Origin of the sequence: Bradyrhizobium sp. UFLA01-814, assembly GCF_046718885.1 — a bacterium.
In the GTDB taxonomy this organism is placed as follows: Bacteria; Pseudomonadota; Alphaproteobacteria; order Rhizobiales; family Xanthobacteraceae; genus Bradyrhizobium; species Bradyrhizobium elkanii.
Genome location: NZ_JAQOSR010000187.1, coordinates 1 through 15,700, shown reverse-complemented (window position 1 = coordinate 15,700; position 15,700 = coordinate 1). Strand labels below are relative to the sequence as shown.

The following is a 15,700-nucleotide window of genomic DNA, read 5'->3' as shown; positions in this document are numbered from 1 at the left end:
CCTTCTGGCAGGACCCCTATCCGGCGCTGGCGCGCATGCGCAAGGAGGCGCCGATCGCCTTCGTGCCGCAGCTCGGCAGCACGCTGCTGTGCAACCGCGACGACATCTTCATCTCGGAGAAGCAGATCGACGTGTTCTCGTCGCACCAGCCCGAGGGGCTGATGAACAAACTGATGGGCCACAACATGATGCGCAAGGACGGCGATGCGCACATGAACGAGCGCAAGGCGATCTTTCCGGCGATCTCGCCCAAAACCGTCCGATCGCACTGGACCGCGCAGTTCGCAGCACACGCGACGCGCATCCTCGACGAACTGAAGCCGGACGGCGCGGTCGATTTCGTGCAGGCCTTCGCGCTGCCGTTCTCGGCCGAATGCCTGAAGTCGATCACCGGCCTCACCAACATGCGCTTCCAGGACATGAACGCGTGGTCGCAGGGCATGATCGACGGCATCGCCAATTATGTCGGCGATCCCGCGATCGAGGCGCGCTGCCATGCGGCGACCTCCGGGATCGATGCCGCGATCGACGACATGGTCCCTGGGCTGCGCAAGACGCCCGACCTCAGCCTGCTCGGCGTGATGCTGCAGACCGACATGCCGATGGAGAGCGTGCGCGCCAATATCAAGCTTGCGATCTCGGGCGGCCAGAACGAGCCGCGCGATGCGATCGCCGGCACGGTGTGGGCGCTGCTGACCCATCCCGACCAGCTGGCGCTGGCGACGAGCGGCACGATCCCGTGGCTGCAGGTGTTCGAGGAATATGCGCGCTGGATCTCGCCGATCGGGATGTCGCCGCGGCGGATCGCAAAGCCCTGGACGATCAGGGACGTCGCATTCGAGACCAATGAGCGCGTGTTCCTGATGTTCGGCTCGGCGAACCGCGATGAGAAACACTTCGACAAGCCCGACGCGTTCGATGTGCGCCGCGACGCCAGCAAGAGCATCGCGTTCGGTGCCGGTCCGCATTTCTGCGCCGGCGCCTGGGCCTCGCGCGCCATGGTCGCCGACGTCGCGCTGCCCGCGATCTTCAACCGGCTGAAGAATCTGCACCTGATCGAGCACCAGCCGGCGCGGATCGGCGGCTGGGCGTTCCGCGGCCTGCTGGATTTGCCGGTGACGTGGGACGCGTAATCGCCGTTAGCGTCCCCAGCGCAGCACGACCGGATCGAGCGACCGCGCGATCTCGATCAGCCCCGCGCGGGTCGCGGGATGCAGCGGTTGCAGCGGGTGGCGCACCGCATCGGACTTGATGACGCCGCCTTCGCGCATCAGCACCTTGCAGGCCTGCAGCCCGCATTGGCGGTTCTCGTAATTGATTAGCGGCAGCCAGCGCGCATAGGCCCGCACCGCCTCGTCGCGCCGGCCGGCAAGGAACGGATCCATGATCTGGCGGATGCCGTCGGGATAGCCGCCGCCGGTCATCGCACCGGTGGCGCCGGCATCGAGATCGGCCATCAGCGTGATCGCCTCCTCGCCGTCCCACGGCCCCTCGATCTCGGCGCCGCCCTTCTCGATCAGGCCGCGAAGCTTGTTCGCCGCCATCGGCACCTCGATCTTGAAGTACCTGATATTGGCGAGCTCCTTCGCCATCCGTGCCAGGAAGTCCACCGAAAGCGGCGTGCCCGCGACCGGCGCGTCCTGGATCATGATCGGGATGTTGATGGCATCCGACACGATCCGATAAAACTCATAGATGCCCGGCTCGCCGACGCGGAAGGTCGCGCCGTGATAGGGCGGCATCACCATCACCATCGCGGCCCCGGCGGCCTCCGCCTGACGGCTGCGCTCAGCGCAGACCGCCGAGGAGAAATGCGTCGTGGTGACGATGACGGGAATGCGGCCCGCGACGTGCTCGAGCACCGCATGCATCACGGTCTCGCGCTCGGCGTCGGTCAGCACGAACTGCTCGGAGAAATTGGCGAGGATGCAGATGCCGTGGGAGCCGGCGTCGATCATGAAGTCGACGCAGCGCCGCTGCCCCTCGAGGTCGAGATTGCCGCTGGCGTCGAAGATGGTCGGCGCCACGGGGAAGACGCCGCGATAGGGGCGCTTTGCGACTGACGTCATGATAACGACCTCCCAGGTTCCTGTCGGATTTTCTTGTCAGCTCTGGCGGAACGGCAGCGGCGGGCCATCGAGCCTGCGCAGGCCGGGCTCGCGCCGCTCCAGCCACCAACCATACTGCTTCGGCCAGGACGCGAACACCTCGCCGCCTCCACCGCCGAGCGCAAGCTCGGCATGCAGCGGCCAGTTCGGATCGAACAGCGCCTCGCGGCCGATCGCGACCAGGTCGGCATGGCCTTTGGCCAGGACGTCTTCGGCCTGCTGCGGATGCAGGATGAGGCCGACCGCGATGGTCGCAATGTCGGCGGCGCGGCGGATCTCATCGGCATAGGGCACCTGAAAGCCGTAGCCGCGCGGAATCCGCGCCGCGGTCGCCGAGCCGAGCAGGCCGCCCGACGAGCAATCGATCAAATCGACACCGCGCGCCCTGGCTTCGCGGGCGAACGCGACCTGGTCTTCGAGCGTCAGGCCGCCGTCGATACCGTCGACAGAGGAAATCCGCACCGACAGCGGCCGCTCCGCCGGCCAGGCCGCGCGCACGGTCTCGATGATCTCGAGCGGATAACGCATCCGCCCGGCGCGATCGCCGCCATAGGCATCGGTGCGGCGGTTCGACAATGGCGAGAGGAATTCGTGCAGCAGATAGCCATGCGCGCAATGCACCTCGACAAATTCGAAGCCGGCCTCCACCGCGCGCAAGGTGGCGCGCCGCCATTGCTCGCGCAGCGCGGCGAGTTCGGCGACGTCGAGCGCGTGCGGCATCAACCAGCCTTCTTCCATCGGGATCGCGCTCGGCGCCACCGTCCGCCACGGCAGATCGCCGCGGGCGCGGTCGGCCTCGTCGAGAGCGGCATTGCCGTACCAGGGACGCTGCATGCTGGCCTTGCGGCCGGCATGCGCGAGCTGGATCGAGGGCACTGCGCCATTGTCCTTGAGGAAGGCGGCGATACGCTCGAGCGGCGCGATCTGCTCGTCGCTCCAGATGCCGACATCGCCATGGGTGATGCGGCCCTCCGCGGTCACCGCTGCGGCCTCGACCATCACGAGCCCGGCGCCGCCCTGGGCGAACTTGCCGAGATGCACGAGATGCCAGTCATTGGCCAAGCCGTCGGTTGCCGAATACTGGCACATCGGCGAGATCAGGATGCGGTTTCGGGAGGTCACGCCGCGAAGCGTGATCGGCTGAAACAGAAGCGGCTGCGACATCGGGACCTGCGGGAAGGTGTTGGCGGGAGAAATCGTGGCGGAAAGCTAGGCGGCGCGCCCCGGGATCGCAAGTCATGCCGCGGCGCAGGCGGCCAGACCTGCGCGCATGCAGCACTTGCGCAACGGCACGATCTGCAAAACCCGCAACATCTGCCGCAGAAAAATCTCCCGGCTGGTAAACACTTTGGGTCTTCCCCGGGTCACATCGCGGATCGCAATTGGTCGCGGACATCCCTACATTGCCGGCATGAAGAAAATCGGATTCCTCTCGTTCGGGCACTGGACGCCCTCGCCGCAGTCGCAGGCCCGCTCAGCCGCGGATGTGCTGCTGCAATCCATCGACCTTGCGGTCGCGGCCGAAGAGCTCGGCGCGGACGGCGCGTATTTTCGCGTCCATCACTTCGCGCGCCAGCTGGCCTCGCCGTTCCCGCTGCTGGCGGCGGTCGGCGCCAGGACCAGCAGGATCGAAATCGGCACCGCCGTGATCGACATGCGCTACGAAAACCCGCTCTACATGATCGAGGACGCCGGCGCGGCCGATCTGATCGCCGGGGGACGCCTGCAACTCGGCATCAGCCGCGGCTCGCCCGAGCAGGTGATCGATGGCTGGCGCTATTTCGGCTATCAGCCGGGCGAGGGCGAAACCGACGCCGACATGGGCCGGCGTCATGCCGAGATATTCCTCGACATGCTGCGCGGCCAGGGATTTGCGCAGCCCAATCCACGGCCGATGTTTCCCAATCCTCCCGGCCTGCTGCGGCTCGAACCACTCTCGGAAGGCCTGCGCGAGCGCATCTGGTGGGGCGCCGGCTCGAACGCCACCGCGGTGTGGGCGGCGAAGCTCGGGATGAACCTGCAGAGCTCGACACTGAAGAACGACGAGACCGGAGAGGCTTTCCATATCCAGCAGGCCGCCCAGATCCGGGCCTATCGCGCCGCGTGGAAAGAGGCCGGGCACATGCGCGAGCCGCGGGTCTCGGCGAGCCGCAGCATCTTCGCGCTGGTCGACGATCGCGACCGCGCCTATTTCGGCGACGGGCAGGAGGACGACCAGATCGGCTTCATCGACGAGAGGACGCGCGCGATCTTCGGCCGCGGCTACGCAGCCGAGCCGGACAGGCTGATCGAGCAGCTCAAGACCGATGAGGCGATCGCGGAGGCCGATACCTTGCTTCTGACCGTCCCCAATCAGCTCGGCGTCGCCTACAACACGCATGTGATCGAGACGATCCTGACCCAGATCGCGCCCGCTTTGGGCTGGCGCTGAATCCATCGCGCAACGTCAGCGATACTCGGCCGGCGCGCACGCTCGTCACATCGGGCAGAACCGGGATAAGGACCCGCGCCGACCGTCTTCTAGGGGGGCTGTTGAGAGGGAACGGCCCGGCGCGGGCTTGAACCGACCGTTCTCGCCGGAGGTCGGTCGGCTCTGTTCGACCAATGCCGGAACCCGCGACATCGTTCCGGTGGAACTTCGTTCTCAAACGCGGAGAACTACGGAAACATAACTGCGCGTTGTGAGAAGAACAGGTCGAGTACGGTTCGTTAGGCGCGCACGTTGCGTGAACAGATCGCCGTAATATCCCGGGATAATAGCGAAGGCCGTCTGCGGATCGCCTGGGTCAGGAATCCCTGTCGCGATTGCGCCGGGGGAGATCGAGCCGATCGACGCGCTCGTCGATCCGCCGATTCAGCTCCTCGTCTTCTCTTTCATTGCTGCCGCGACGGGCGCGGACCACCAATGCACAACATCCGACCAGAACGATCGCAAAGAGCGCGAAGTACCACCATGCCATGCACTGATCTCAAATGACGCTCGCCAATACGAGCGGAAAGGTCATCGTTCAGGCCGGTAAGGACGCGCCGACCTCGGCGCATAATAGGGGTTCACCAGACAGGTCGCCGGCATGCCCACAGCGCTGGCCTGGCACTGATCCAGCGACGTGAAGATGCAGTCCATGCGTTCGCCGACCAACTCACCGTAAACATGCATGCAGACGGGATAGCGCGGATCATACATTTGCGCGGATGCCGGCCTCGTCATCCCAAGCACGCCCAGCGCAAGCAGCAGCGCTCCAAGCAACCTCACGTCACGTCTCCTGCCGCCGTCAAATACATTGCCTTGCCGACAAACTGTCCTGCGACATTCGCCTGAAGGCTGGAGCGGGCGAAGGGAATCGAACCCTCGTATGCAGCTTGGGAAGCTGCCGTTCTACCATTGAACTACGCCCGCGATCTCAATTGCTTGAGGTCGCCCCTACCCGGTGCGACCGGCCGGACCATAGCCCGGGCGGAGGCAGCGGATCAAGCGCGCATTGGAGCCGATCGCCGCACCGCCCCGCTAATGGCCCATCCTCACGAGCACGTCATTGATGACAAAGGTCACGGCGGCGGATGCGTCGCAGCTGCCGCTTCGTGCATAGATGCAGGCATCGGCGATGCCGACGCGGGCACAGCTTTGCCTTGAATAATCTGCCGGCAGATCACCGGCAGCCGCGGGCCGCGCGAGGATGCGGTTGAAGGCCGGCCTGGTCGCCTGCAACAGCGGCGGCAGGATGAGTTCGGCGAGCGGATCAGCGGGCTCAAGCGCATAGAGCGGCACTGGACCGACCAATCGTTCCCGCCCTGGCAACAGCTGGAAACGGACATTGTAAAGTGCGAGGCCGCACATCTGCGGATCGCTGCGCAGTTCGGCGGCAAGCCGCGCCGCGCCGACACCGCGCGTCCAGTAGTCGCGCATCCCCTCGCTGGCGCCGGCGAGCGTCACCGAGAGCAAGGCCCAGCCGGCGGTGACGATCGGCAATGCCCAGCGGCGCCATCCGGGTTTTGCGCGCAGCCACTGCACCCAATCGGCCGATCCCAGCGCCGCGACGATGATGAACAGCACCACCGACAGGAAGACGAAGCGGTATTCCTTGTGCGCGATCAGGCTGTGGAAGACGAGGTTGACCAACGCCACGGCCAGCAGCAGCGGCGCATGGCGCGCGCCGCGCCAGATCGCAGCGAGCGGCAATACGATCGCCGCCGACCACACGATCAGGAAGTTGACGAGATAGGCCGAAGCCGGCGTCACGCCGAACTCGGTCGCGCGATCGTGCAGCAGGTTTTCCTTGATGTTGCCGATCAGCCAGGCGAACGGCACGGCGCCATGCGCAAGGTCGATCGCGGCGGTGAGCACCAGCGCGGCGAGACCGCCCGCGATCAGCGGAATCAGGTTTCGCCAACGCATCCAGCAGGCGCCGAGCGCAAGCACGGCGATGGCCGGCGCGTACTGAAAGCGGCAGACAAAGGCGAAAGCGAGCAACGCGCCGCCGATCGCGAGATGCCGCTGCGACGGACGACCGGTCACCAGCAGCGCCGCCGGCACGATCAGCGCCGTCGCCAGCGGCTCGCCCAATGTGTGCGGCGCGAGCAGGATCAACTCGAACCAGACCGCAGCCGCGAACGCCGCGACGATGGCATGGGTTCGCGAGATGCGTGCACCGAAGTACCAGGCGCTGACCACGATCGACAGCGACGCTGTTGCGGCGACCAGACGCGGCACCAGGAAAGCGCCCTCACCGCCCGGCGCAATCAAGCCGCCCACCGCGACCGGCCCGGCCAGCAATGTCGGCAGGAACCAGCCGCGAATGCCTTCGCGCCACTCCCACGTCAAGATGCCGTCATGGCCGAGCATCCGCCACGCCGGCTCGAGATATTGAAAGATCTCGTCCGGATACATCACGTTGGGCCAGAGCGCGGCCGCAAGGCGCAGGACCAACGCCAGCAACAGCAATGCGAACAGCGGATGACGACGCCCGGTCGATGTCCCGGCCACGGCGGTGTCGCCGCGCGCGATATCCGCGCCGGTGTTGGTCATCGTTCCGTCGATCGTACCGTGGAGCATGCTAGTGACCAGATAGCGGGCAAAGCCTTTAAGATGCGTGACTGGTAATTGGCGGGGTCACGCAGAACGGGCCGCGACATGGTTAGCTAAACGTCAAGATACAAGATGCGCACGCCGGCGACGATGTTAAGATCGCGCGCATGGGGGTTGGCGGCGTCATGGCGGGGCGTGGGTACACCATTTTCGACACGGTGATCGGCCGATGCGGTATCGCGTGGGGTGAGCTCGGCGTGGCCGGCGTGCAGCTTCCCGAGCTGCGCGAGATCGAGACCCGCAAGCGGCTATTCAAGCTTTATCCGGATGCGCGCGAGATGCGCCCTCCCGAGGAGGTCGCTGTCGCGATCGAGGGCATCGCCGCGACCTTGCGCGGCGGCAATGGGGACCTTGCCGGCATTGCGCTCGACATGAGCGGCATCCCGGCCTTCAACGCGCGCGTCTACCAGTTTGTCCGCACCATTCCCCGCGGCGAAACCCGGACCTATGACGAGGTGGCGAGCGCCTTGCGCGCGTCCGGCGCGGTCTATTCGGTGGCACAGGCGCTCGGCCGCAATCCCTTCATGGTCATGGTGCCCTGCCACCGCGTGCTCGAGGCGGGCAATTATGCCGACCGGATCTCGCCGAACGGCGGCAGCATCTCGAAGCGGCGGCTGCTCTCGATCGAGGGCGCCCAGCCGACCACCAGCAAGACCCTTTTTGATGTGCTGCTGCCCGTTGCACGACTCCGGCCGCAAGCTTAAATCCCAGGTATGGTCCGAACCAGGCTGCTGCAGCGCGATCGCATCACGGTGAACGAGTTCCGCTGCACGGCGGAACCCGGCGACAAGCCGTTCGCCGAGCAGTTCGCCTCCCACTCGGTGTCCTATGTGCGCAGCGGCAGCTTCGGCTGCCATTGCCGCGGCCGCTTCCATGAGCTGGTGGCAGGCTCGATCCTGGTCGGCCATCCCGGCGATGAATACACCTGCACGCACGACCACGTGGTCGGCGACGAATGCCTGTCGTTCTTCCTCGACCCGGTGCTGGTCGAGACCATCGGCGACCGCGCGGCGGTCTGGCAGGTCGGGTCGGTGCCGCCGCTGCCGGAACTGATGGTGATCGGCGAACTCGCGCAAACGGCGGCAAATGGCAACAGCGACGTCGGTCTCGACGAGATCGGTCACCTCCTCACCAGCCGCCTTGTCGAGCTGGTGTCCGACCGCGAGACGAAGCCCCTCACCGCAGGCTTGCGCGATCGCCGCCGCGCCGTCGAGGCCGCGCTGTGGATCGACGCCAATTCACATCATCAGATCGACCTCGACGATACCGCGGAACAGGCCGGCTTGAGCACCTTCCATTTCCTGCGGCTGTTTTCCGCCGTGCTCGGCGTCACCCCGCATCAATATCTCGTGCGCTCGCGGCTGCGCCATGCGGCACGGCGGCTCGCCGACGACGACAGCCCGATCACCGATATCGCCTATGACGTCGGCTTCGGCGACCTGTCCAATTTCGTGCGCAGCTTCCACCGCGCCGCCGGCGCCCCGCCGCTGAAGTTCCGCCAGGCCTCGCGCGGCGACCGCAAGATTTTCCAAGAACGTCTCGCGCTGCAATAGCTAGGCTGCTCCAGTCCGCGCGTCTTTCGATGCGCCCAACGACTGGAGATTTCCTTATGTACGACCATATCGGATTGCGCGTTGCCGACCTCGACGCCAGCGTGCGCTTCTACACCGCGGTGCTGGCGCCGCTCGGCTTCGTGCTCTGCTCGCGCGACGACAGCGGTGCCGGCTTCGGCCCGAAGGGCGAGCCCGCGCTCTGGCTGCATTTGCACAAGGGCAAGGCCCAAGGCGGAACGCATGTTGCGTTCCGCGCGCCGAGCCACGACGCGATCAAGACATTCCACACCGCAGGCCTGAAAGCCGGCGGCAAGGACAACGGCGCGGCGGGCCATCGCAAGGACTACAGCCCGACCTATTACGCGGCGTTCCTGCTCGACCCCGACGGCAACAATGTCGAGGCGGTGGCCACCTGACAAAAAGCCGCGCATTCCAACATCATCCTGAGGAGCCGCGCAACGCGCGGCGTCTCGAAGGATGGCCCCGAGCGAGATCCGGTCATCCTTCGAGGCTCGCTCAGGAACGCGATGTCGAGGCATCGCGCAGCTCGCACCTCCAGCGACAAAGGCGAAGCCTTTGCGCGGGGATAACAACCACCCGAAAGGCTACAATCATGGCTTCCATTCACAAGGATATCCCGATCGACGCGCCCGCTGATCATGTCTGGGACGCGCTGCGCGATTTCGGCGCGCTGCATACGCGGCTGGTGCCGGGCTTCGTGACCGACACGCAACTCGACGGCGACGTCCGCACCGTCACTTTCGCCAACGGCACCGTGGCGCGCGAGACGCTGGTCGATTGCGACGACAACCGAAAGCGGCTGGTCTATGCGATCACCAGCGAACGGTTGAAGCAGCATTCCGCCTCGGTGCAGGTGTTCGCCGAGGGCGACACGCGCTGCCGCGTGGTGTGGATCGCCGACGTGCTGCCGCACGAGGTCGCGCCCTACATGGACTCGCAGATGGACCTCGGCGCGGCGGCGATGCAAGCGGCGATGGCCAAGTCGGCCAGGGAGAAGAGCGCGGCGTAGCAGGGCTGGCGGCCGGGAAACTTTATCACCGACGCCCCCGCGCAAAGGTCGCCTTTGCGCGGGGATGACGGTGTGAGAATTGTAGCGAGCGGCCTCCGCACGCCGTCGTCCTGGCGAAAGCCAGGACCCATAACCACCGAATTCGATTGAGGGTGCGATATTGGCCCCAGCGTCGCACAACAACAAGCGGTTGGGGTAATGGGTCCTGGCTTTCGCCAGGACGACGCTGAATACATGCACATTCTCTCAGGACGACGGTGTGAGAGCCGAGACGGTACTTTCAGCGGCTCAAGACAGCGCCGGCTGCGCCTCGGCGACCGGCGCGGATTTGCCCCAGCGCGTCAGGATCACGCTGAGGCAGGACAGCACGCCGAGCACCCCCATCGAGGCGGCGGCGAGTGCGAAGAAGTTTTGCGCGCTTGCCTCATGCGTCGACAGCCACCAGCCGCCGGCGCCGATGAAGATCAGCCGCGCCGTCTGCGCCAGCACCGGACCCAGCACCTTCGCCGCGCCTTGCGAGGAGAAATACATCGACATCGCAAGGCCGATGAACGCGTACATCGGCGCGGCGGTCGAGAGATATTGATGGCTGGTCGACCGCACGTGCGGATCATTGGTGAACAGATTGACCCAGAGGTCGGGGAAGACGGCGATGAAGCTGCCGACCACGCCGACCGCAAGGAACGACACCGTGCCCGCGGTCCAGGCGATGCGTCGGGCCCGCGCGACGCGCTCGGCGCCGACCGCCATGCCGATCATCGGCACCGAGGCGATGCCGACCGCGAAGGCGACCGAGGTCAGCATGAATTCGAGCCGCGCGCCGATGCCGTAGCCGGCGAGCACCGCAGTGCCGAACTGCGCCAGCATGTGGGTGAAGATCGAGATCGTCAGAACCGATTGCAGCGGCGAGAAGCAGGACACTGCGCCGACCTTGAGGATGTCGATGAACATCGCCCATTGCACGCGCAGCCCCTTGAGCTTCGGCTTCACGCGCGCGCGGCCCGAGAACAAATACCAGCTCATCACGCTGATGCTGATCGAATAGGCGATCAGCGAACCCGCGGCGACGCCACGCATGCCGAATTGCGGCACCGGGCCGAGCCCGAGCCCGAGCGTGCCGCCGAGAATGATCTGCCACACCGCCGACGACAGGATCATGGTCGACGGCAGCTTCATGTTGCCGGTGCCGCGCAGGATGCCGGCCATGGTGTTCATCAGCCAGGGCAGGATCGCGCCGCCGAAGAACACCTGCGAATAGGCGATGGCCTGCGCCAGCACATTGCCGCGGCCGCCGAGCAATTCGAGCAGGCGCGGACCGAAGATCAGCATGCCCAGCATGAATGTCAAACCAAAGGTCAGGCCGATCAGCAGCGCATGCATCGCGAGCGTCGAGGCGCGCTCGATCTCGCCGGCACCGAGCGCACGCGCGATCGCGGATGCGACGCCGCCGCCCATCGCGCCGCCGGACATCGTCATGGTGAGGATCACGCAGGGAAACACCAGCGCCATCGCCGCAAGCGACTCGACGCCGAGCCGGCCGATATACGAAGTCTCCGCGATGACGACGCAGGTGCCGGCGGAGAGCGCGATCACGTTCGGCCAGGCGAGCCACAACAGCGTGCGCAGGATCGGCCCGTCGAGCAGCGCATTGCGCGCCGGCTTGGTCACCGGCGGCGGCAGCGGCCGCTCTTGTTCGTCGACAGGTATTTCGGCGAGGCCGAGATCGGACATTTCTACTCCCACGCGCGATCTGGGGAGCCGCGCCATGGTGTTTCCCTACCATGGCAGCAGCGGATTCCACGTGCGCGGGGCGCAAGGGGGGCCTGCGTGATTGCAGGTGAACCCGGATGAACCTTGGCTCTAGCCGATCGACCAGACGAACGGCGCGCCGGCGGCACCATTCGGCTTCAGATGTACCGGAATATGCCGCCCGCAGCCGGCGGCCAGCCCTTCGAACAGACCCGTCAGCACGCTGGCGCAGGCCGGGTGATAGTCGGCGACATCGGCCATCAGCTTCCAGCCGTGCTGGCGGATTTCGAACTGGCCCTCGGATTCGCTGATGTCAGCGACATCGTCCTGCGACTCGAAGAGAGTGCGCAGGAATGCGGCAAATTCCGTGGCACGGCCACGGCTCCCGCCGAGCGCCTGCGCGACCTCGTCATAATACTGCATGCCGATCAGCTTGCCGGTGAGATGCAGCAGATAGCTCGCATCCTCGGGGCCGAACACCTGCACGATGACCGGCGCGGCTGTCTTCACATATTCCATCGCGTAGTTGCGATAGGCCTTTTCCAGCCGCGGCTTCGGCCAGCTGTCGACCGGCAGCGCCGGCGCGGTTCTGGAATCGAACAGCGGCGCCTCGAGATTGCGCGCGAACACGAGGCGCTGATCGAGCTCGAGCGGATGATCGTACTCGCAGTAATAGCCTTCGAGGCCGTCCTGGCCGTCGACACTCTGCTTGGTGCAGACGAAGCCGAGCCGCAAATCCCCGAGCGCGACGCCATTGTTGGCGTGCCAGCCGCGCAGCATCGCGCGCGAGACCTCGCCGGGCACGCCGCAGATCGCCGTGCCCTTCCAGATCCAGCGCGGCGGCGGATAGCGGATCCAGGCCTTGCGGTCCGTCTCGTACATGTATTCGACATGCACGCCGCCGATCCAGTTGGAAAGATAATGATACTGCGCGGCCGCGACCGCCGGCGGCAGGCCGTCGAGGCCGAGCTTCTTCAAGCCGGGGAGAAAGCGTTCCTGCTGCTGGCGGCGAAACACGCGGAAGACGAATTCCGCTGCATCAGCCGTGCCGCGCCGCGTGACCACGGTGAGGATCAGCCCGGTGAAGAAGGCATGATAGAGATCGGCGACGCTGCGCCACTTCCGCCATTGGGCCTCGCGCGCGTCCTGCTCTCCGGTCATGTCCGCTCCCGCTGTTCTTGTTGGCGAGATGAAGCCTCGCGCGCGCAATCGTAGCCCGGATGCAGCGAAGCGCAATCCGGGGCAGCTCAATGCGCGTATGCAGCCTCCCGGATTTCGCTAGCGCTTCATCCGGGCTACGGAATTACACGCGCGCAGTGTCATCGCCCGACTTGATCGGGCGATCCAGTATCCCAGAGACAGTCGTTGTCGATGGAGGGGCCGCGGCGTGCTGGATTCCCCGCTTTCGCGGGGAATGACAGCGGAGAACGACGCGAAATCCGGGTTACGGAATTAAGCGCGCGCGAAACGGAATTAGACGCGAAAATGCTTGGAGAGCTTCAAGCCCTGCGCCTGATAGTTCGAGCCGATGCGCTGGCCGTACAGCGCGTCGGGACGCTCGAGCATGCGTTCATAGACGAGGCGGCCGACGATCTGGCCATGCTCGAGAATGAACGGCACCTCGCGCGAGCGCACCTCCAGCACCGCGCGCGCGCCCTTGCCGCCGGCGCCGGCATAGCCGAAGCCGGGATCGAAGAAGCCGGCATAGTGGACGCGGAATTCGCCGACCAGCGGATCGAACGGCACCATCTCCGCGGCGTAGTCCGGCGGCACCTGCACCGCCTCTTTCGAAGCCAGGATGTAGAACTCGCCGGGATCGAGAATGAGGCTGCCGTCGGGCCGGGCCTTGATCGGCTCCCAGAAATCGTCGACCGCATAGCCGCCGCGGCGATCGACATCGACCACGCCGGTGTGGCGCTTGGCGCGATACCCGACGAAGCCGCCCGAGCTCTCGCCGGAGAGATCGACGGAAAGCGCAACGCCATCGGAGAGATCGGCATCGTCGATATCGACCAGCCGCTCGGCGGCGTGCAGCGCATCGAGCTCGTCGGCGGTCAACGTCGCCTCGCCGATCCGGAAGCGGACCTGGCTGAGCCGCGAACCCTCGCGCAGCAGCACGGGAAAGGTCTTCGGGCTGATCTCGGCGTAGAGCGGGCCGTGATAGCCGGCGCCGATCATATCGAAGCGGCGGGTGCCGTCGGCGATCACGCGGGTGAAGACGTCGAGCCGTCCGGTCGAGCTCTTCGGGTTGGCCGCGGCCACGATCTCCGGCGGCAGCGCCAGGCTCTCCAGCAGCGGCACGATGTAGACGCAGTTGGTCTCCAGCACCGCGCCGTCGGACAGATCGATCTCGTGCAGCTTCAGCTCGTCGATCCGCTCGGCGACGGTGGCATCGGGTCCCGGCAGGAAGCTGGCGCGGACCCGGTAGGCGATGTCGCCAAGGCGCAGATCGAGGCTGGCCGGCTGGATCTGGCTCTCGACGAAGTCGTAGGCGGGCAGAATGAGGCCGGCCTCCGCCATCTCCGCGATCATGCGGTCGGGCAGGATTCCGTTGGATTCATCTTCCAGCGTGAACGACACGATGCGGTCCCTCGGCGATCCCTCGAGATGGCCCAAAAATCATACTCCAGGCGGCCATCAAGCCCCAAAATATGGGCTTTTACGGGTTATCCGATGACCGTCTTGACGGAAAGGGCGCGAGGGAATATCAGCTGCACTTATCCCGTGGTGATTTGAGCCGGCCGGCTTGCAGCCACGTTAAATAAGTCGCTAAACAGGCCGGGGACAGTGTGATCCCGGCTTGTGGAGGTTGCTCCAGGCCGGTTTTTTTGTGGCCAGTTTCCAGGGGAAATGGCCACCTCGGAGGTCACATGTCTGAATCTGAAACCACGGCCCGCTTTCGTCCCGAAACCCGCCTCGTCCATGGCGGCACGCTGCGCTCGCAATTCGGGGAGACGTCGGAAGGGCTGTTTCTCACCCAGGGCTACGTCTACGACACCGCCGAGCAATGCGAGGCGCGCTTCAAGGGCCAGGACCCCGGCTTCATCTATTCGCGCTATTCCAACCCGACCATCGCGATGTTCGAGCGCCGCATGATCGAGCTCGAGGGCGCGGAAGCCGCGCGCTCGACCGCGACCGGCATGGCCGCGGTGACCACCGCGATCCTCGCGCCGCTGAAGGCCGGCGATCACGTGGTGGCCTCGAAGGCCCTGTTCGGCTCCTGCCTCTACGTGGTGCAGGACCTGTTGCCGCGCTACGGCATCGAGACGACGCTGGTCGACGGCCTCGATCTCGACCAGTGGCAGCGCGCATTGCGGCCCAACACCAAGACCTTCTTCCTGGAGAGCCCGACCAATCCGACGCTCGACGTGCTCGACATCGGCGCGATCGCAGAGATCGCGCATAGCGGCGGCGCCCGGCTGATCGTCGACAATGTGTTCGCGACGCCGATCTGGCAGAGCCCGCTGTCGCTCGGCGCCGACGTCGTGGTCTATTCCGCGACCAAGCATATCGACGGCCAGGGCCGCTGCCTCGGCGGCGTCATCCTGTCGTCGGAAGCCTTCATCGCCGAGCACATCCATAATTTCATGCGCCAGACCGGCCCGTCGCTGTCGCCGTTCAACGCCTGGGTGCTGCTGAAGGGGCTGGAGACGCTCGGCGTCCGCGTCCGCGCCCAGACCGAGAACGCGGCGAAGATCGCCGAGGCGCTGGCCAGGCATCCGAAGATCACGCGGCTGGTCTATCCCGGCCGCCCCGATCATCCGCAGGCCGCGACGGTGAAGAAGCAGATGGGCGCCGGCTCGACGCTGGTCGGCTTCGAGGTGAAGGACGGCAAGGCCGGCGCCTTCCGCTGCCTCAATGCGCTGAAGATCTCGCGCATCTCCAACAATCTCGGCGATGCCAAGAGCCTGGTCACGCATCCCGCGACCACGACGCATCAGCGGCTGGCGCCGGAGGCCCGCGCCGAACTCGGTATCAGCGAAGGTTTTATTCGCTTCTCGGCCGGGCTCGAGCATCCCGACGACCTGATCGAGGATTTCGAGCGGGCGCTGGAGCGGGTCTGAGGCAAATGTAGAAGCCCAAGCGGGCTGCGCCCCCTCTCCCGCTTGCGGGCAGGGCTATCGCATATGCCCCTTGGCGACCGCGCAAGTGCTTGGCCTCGTGGTTCGAGACGCGC

15 protein-coding genes, 1 tRNA gene and 1 riboswitch are annotated in these 15,700 nt (G+C 65.9%); of the genes, 7 read left to right on the top strand and 9 right to left on the bottom strand.

Going from position 1 to position 15,700, the window contains the following annotated elements; all coding sequences use genetic code 11:
* Positions 1-1,133: cytochrome P450 (locus PMN64_RS36540; protein ID WP_411784242.1), on the top strand; the 1,133-nt coding region annotated here is incomplete at its 5' end.
* Positions 1,134-1,139: 6 nt separating this feature from the next.
* Here the strand turns inward: PMN64_RS36540 and PMN64_RS36535 are convergent.
* Both PMN64_RS36535 and PMN64_RS36530 read right to left on the bottom strand, forming a co-directional pair.
* On the bottom strand, positions 1,140-2,069 hold the full coding sequence (locus PMN64_RS36535) for a dihydrodipicolinate synthase family protein (RefSeq protein WP_304497515.1): 930 nt from the start codon (positions 2,067-2,069) through the stop codon (positions 1,140-1,142).
* Positions 2,070-2,105: 36 nt separating this feature from the next.
* A complete protein-coding gene (locus tag PMN64_RS36530) occupies positions 2,106-3,272 on the bottom strand; it encodes an NADH:flavin oxidoreductase/NADH oxidase (RefSeq protein WP_304497516.1) in 1,167 nt (388 codons plus the stop codon).
* Positions 3,273-3,519: 247 nt separating this feature from the next.
* On the opposite strand from PMN64_RS36530, the gene PMN64_RS36525 reads away from it, so the two are divergent.
* Positions 3,520-4,539 (top strand): LLM class flavin-dependent oxidoreductase, encoded by a 1,020-nt coding sequence (locus tag PMN64_RS36525; RefSeq protein ID WP_411784241.1) that lies wholly within the window; start codon positions 3,520-3,522, stop codon positions 4,537-4,539.
* Positions 4,540-4,894: 355 nt separating this feature from the next.
* On the opposite strand, the gene PMN64_RS36520 is transcribed toward PMN64_RS36525, so the two are convergent.
* From PMN64_RS36520 to PMN64_RS36505, 4 genes are all read right to left on the bottom strand, one after another.
* On the bottom strand, positions 4,895-5,068 hold the full coding sequence (locus PMN64_RS36520) for a hypothetical protein (RefSeq protein WP_411784240.1): 174 nt from the start codon (positions 5,066-5,068) through the stop codon (positions 4,895-4,897).
* Between the two features lie 41 nt (positions 5,069-5,109).
* Positions 5,110-5,361 carry a DUF3551 domain-containing protein gene (locus PMN64_RS36515; protein WP_411784239.1) on the bottom strand — a complete coding sequence of 84 codons (252 nt, stop codon included), beginning with the start codon at positions 5,359-5,361 and terminating at the stop codon, positions 5,110-5,112.
* A gap of 70 nt (positions 5,362-5,431) precedes the next feature.
* Positions 5,432-5,505 (bottom strand) — tRNA-Gly (locus PMN64_RS36510).
* Between the two features lie 108 nt (positions 5,506-5,613).
* Positions 5,614-7,158 (bottom strand): 4-amino-4-deoxy-L-arabinose transferase, encoded by a 1,545-nt coding sequence (locus tag PMN64_RS36505; protein ID WP_411784238.1) that lies wholly within the window; start codon positions 7,156-7,158, stop codon positions 5,614-5,616.
* Between the two features lie 158 nt (positions 7,159-7,316).
* Here PMN64_RS36505 and PMN64_RS36500 point away from each other — a divergent pair, with 158 nt between their 5' ends.
* From PMN64_RS36500 to PMN64_RS36485, 4 genes are all read left to right on the top strand, one after another.
* A complete protein-coding gene (locus PMN64_RS36500) occupies positions 7,317-7,895 on the top strand; it encodes a methylated-DNA--[protein]-cysteine S-methyltransferase (RefSeq protein ID WP_411784237.1) in 579 nt (192 codons plus the stop codon).
* Positions 7,896-7,904: 9 nt separating this feature from the next.
* Positions 7,905-8,744: a helix-turn-helix transcriptional regulator gene (locus PMN64_RS36495; RefSeq protein ID WP_411784236.1), complete on the top strand. Its 840-nt coding sequence runs from the start codon at positions 7,905-7,907 to the stop codon at positions 8,742-8,744.
* 56 nt (positions 8,745-8,800) lie between these two features.
* The gene (locus tag PMN64_RS36490) at positions 8,801-9,160 is read left to right on the top strand and encodes a VOC family protein (RefSeq protein WP_411784235.1); all 360 of its coding nucleotides are present in this window, start codon (positions 8,801-8,803) and stop codon (positions 9,158-9,160) included.
* 197 nt (positions 9,161-9,357) lie between these two features.
* Positions 9,358-9,774 (top strand): SRPBCC family protein, encoded by a 417-nt coding sequence (locus PMN64_RS36485; RefSeq protein ID WP_411784234.1) that lies wholly within the window; start codon positions 9,358-9,360, stop codon positions 9,772-9,774.
* Between the two features lie 288 nt (positions 9,775-10,062).
* Here PMN64_RS36485 and PMN64_RS36480 read toward each other — a convergent pair whose 3' ends face one another.
* The 3 genes from PMN64_RS36480 to PMN64_RS36470 form a co-directional block, all read right to left on the bottom strand.
* A complete protein-coding gene (locus PMN64_RS36480) occupies positions 10,063-11,505 on the bottom strand; it encodes an MATE family efflux transporter (RefSeq protein WP_411784233.1) in 1,443 nt (480 codons plus the stop codon).
* A gap of 129 nt (positions 11,506-11,634) precedes the next feature.
* Positions 11,635-12,684: a hypothetical protein gene (locus PMN64_RS36475; protein ID WP_411784232.1), complete on the bottom strand. Its 1,050-nt coding sequence runs from the start codon at positions 12,682-12,684 to the stop codon at positions 11,635-11,637.
* 312 nt (positions 12,685-12,996) lie between these two features.
* Entirely contained in the window at positions 12,997-14,103 is a 1,107-nt protein-coding gene (locus PMN64_RS36470) for a 2'-deoxycytidine 5'-triphosphate deaminase (protein ID WP_028339061.1), read from the bottom strand.
* 134 nt (positions 14,104-14,237) lie between these two features.
* Positions 14,238-14,317: riboswitch (SAM riboswitch) on the top strand.
* Between the two features lie 76 nt (positions 14,318-14,393).
* On the opposite strand from PMN64_RS36470, the gene PMN64_RS36465 reads away from it, so the two are divergent.
* A complete protein-coding gene (locus tag PMN64_RS36465; protein ID WP_411784231.1) occupies positions 14,394-15,587 on the top strand; it encodes an O-succinylhomoserine sulfhydrylase in 1,194 nt (397 codons plus the stop codon).
* Positions 15,588-15,700 lie beyond the last annotated feature (113 nt).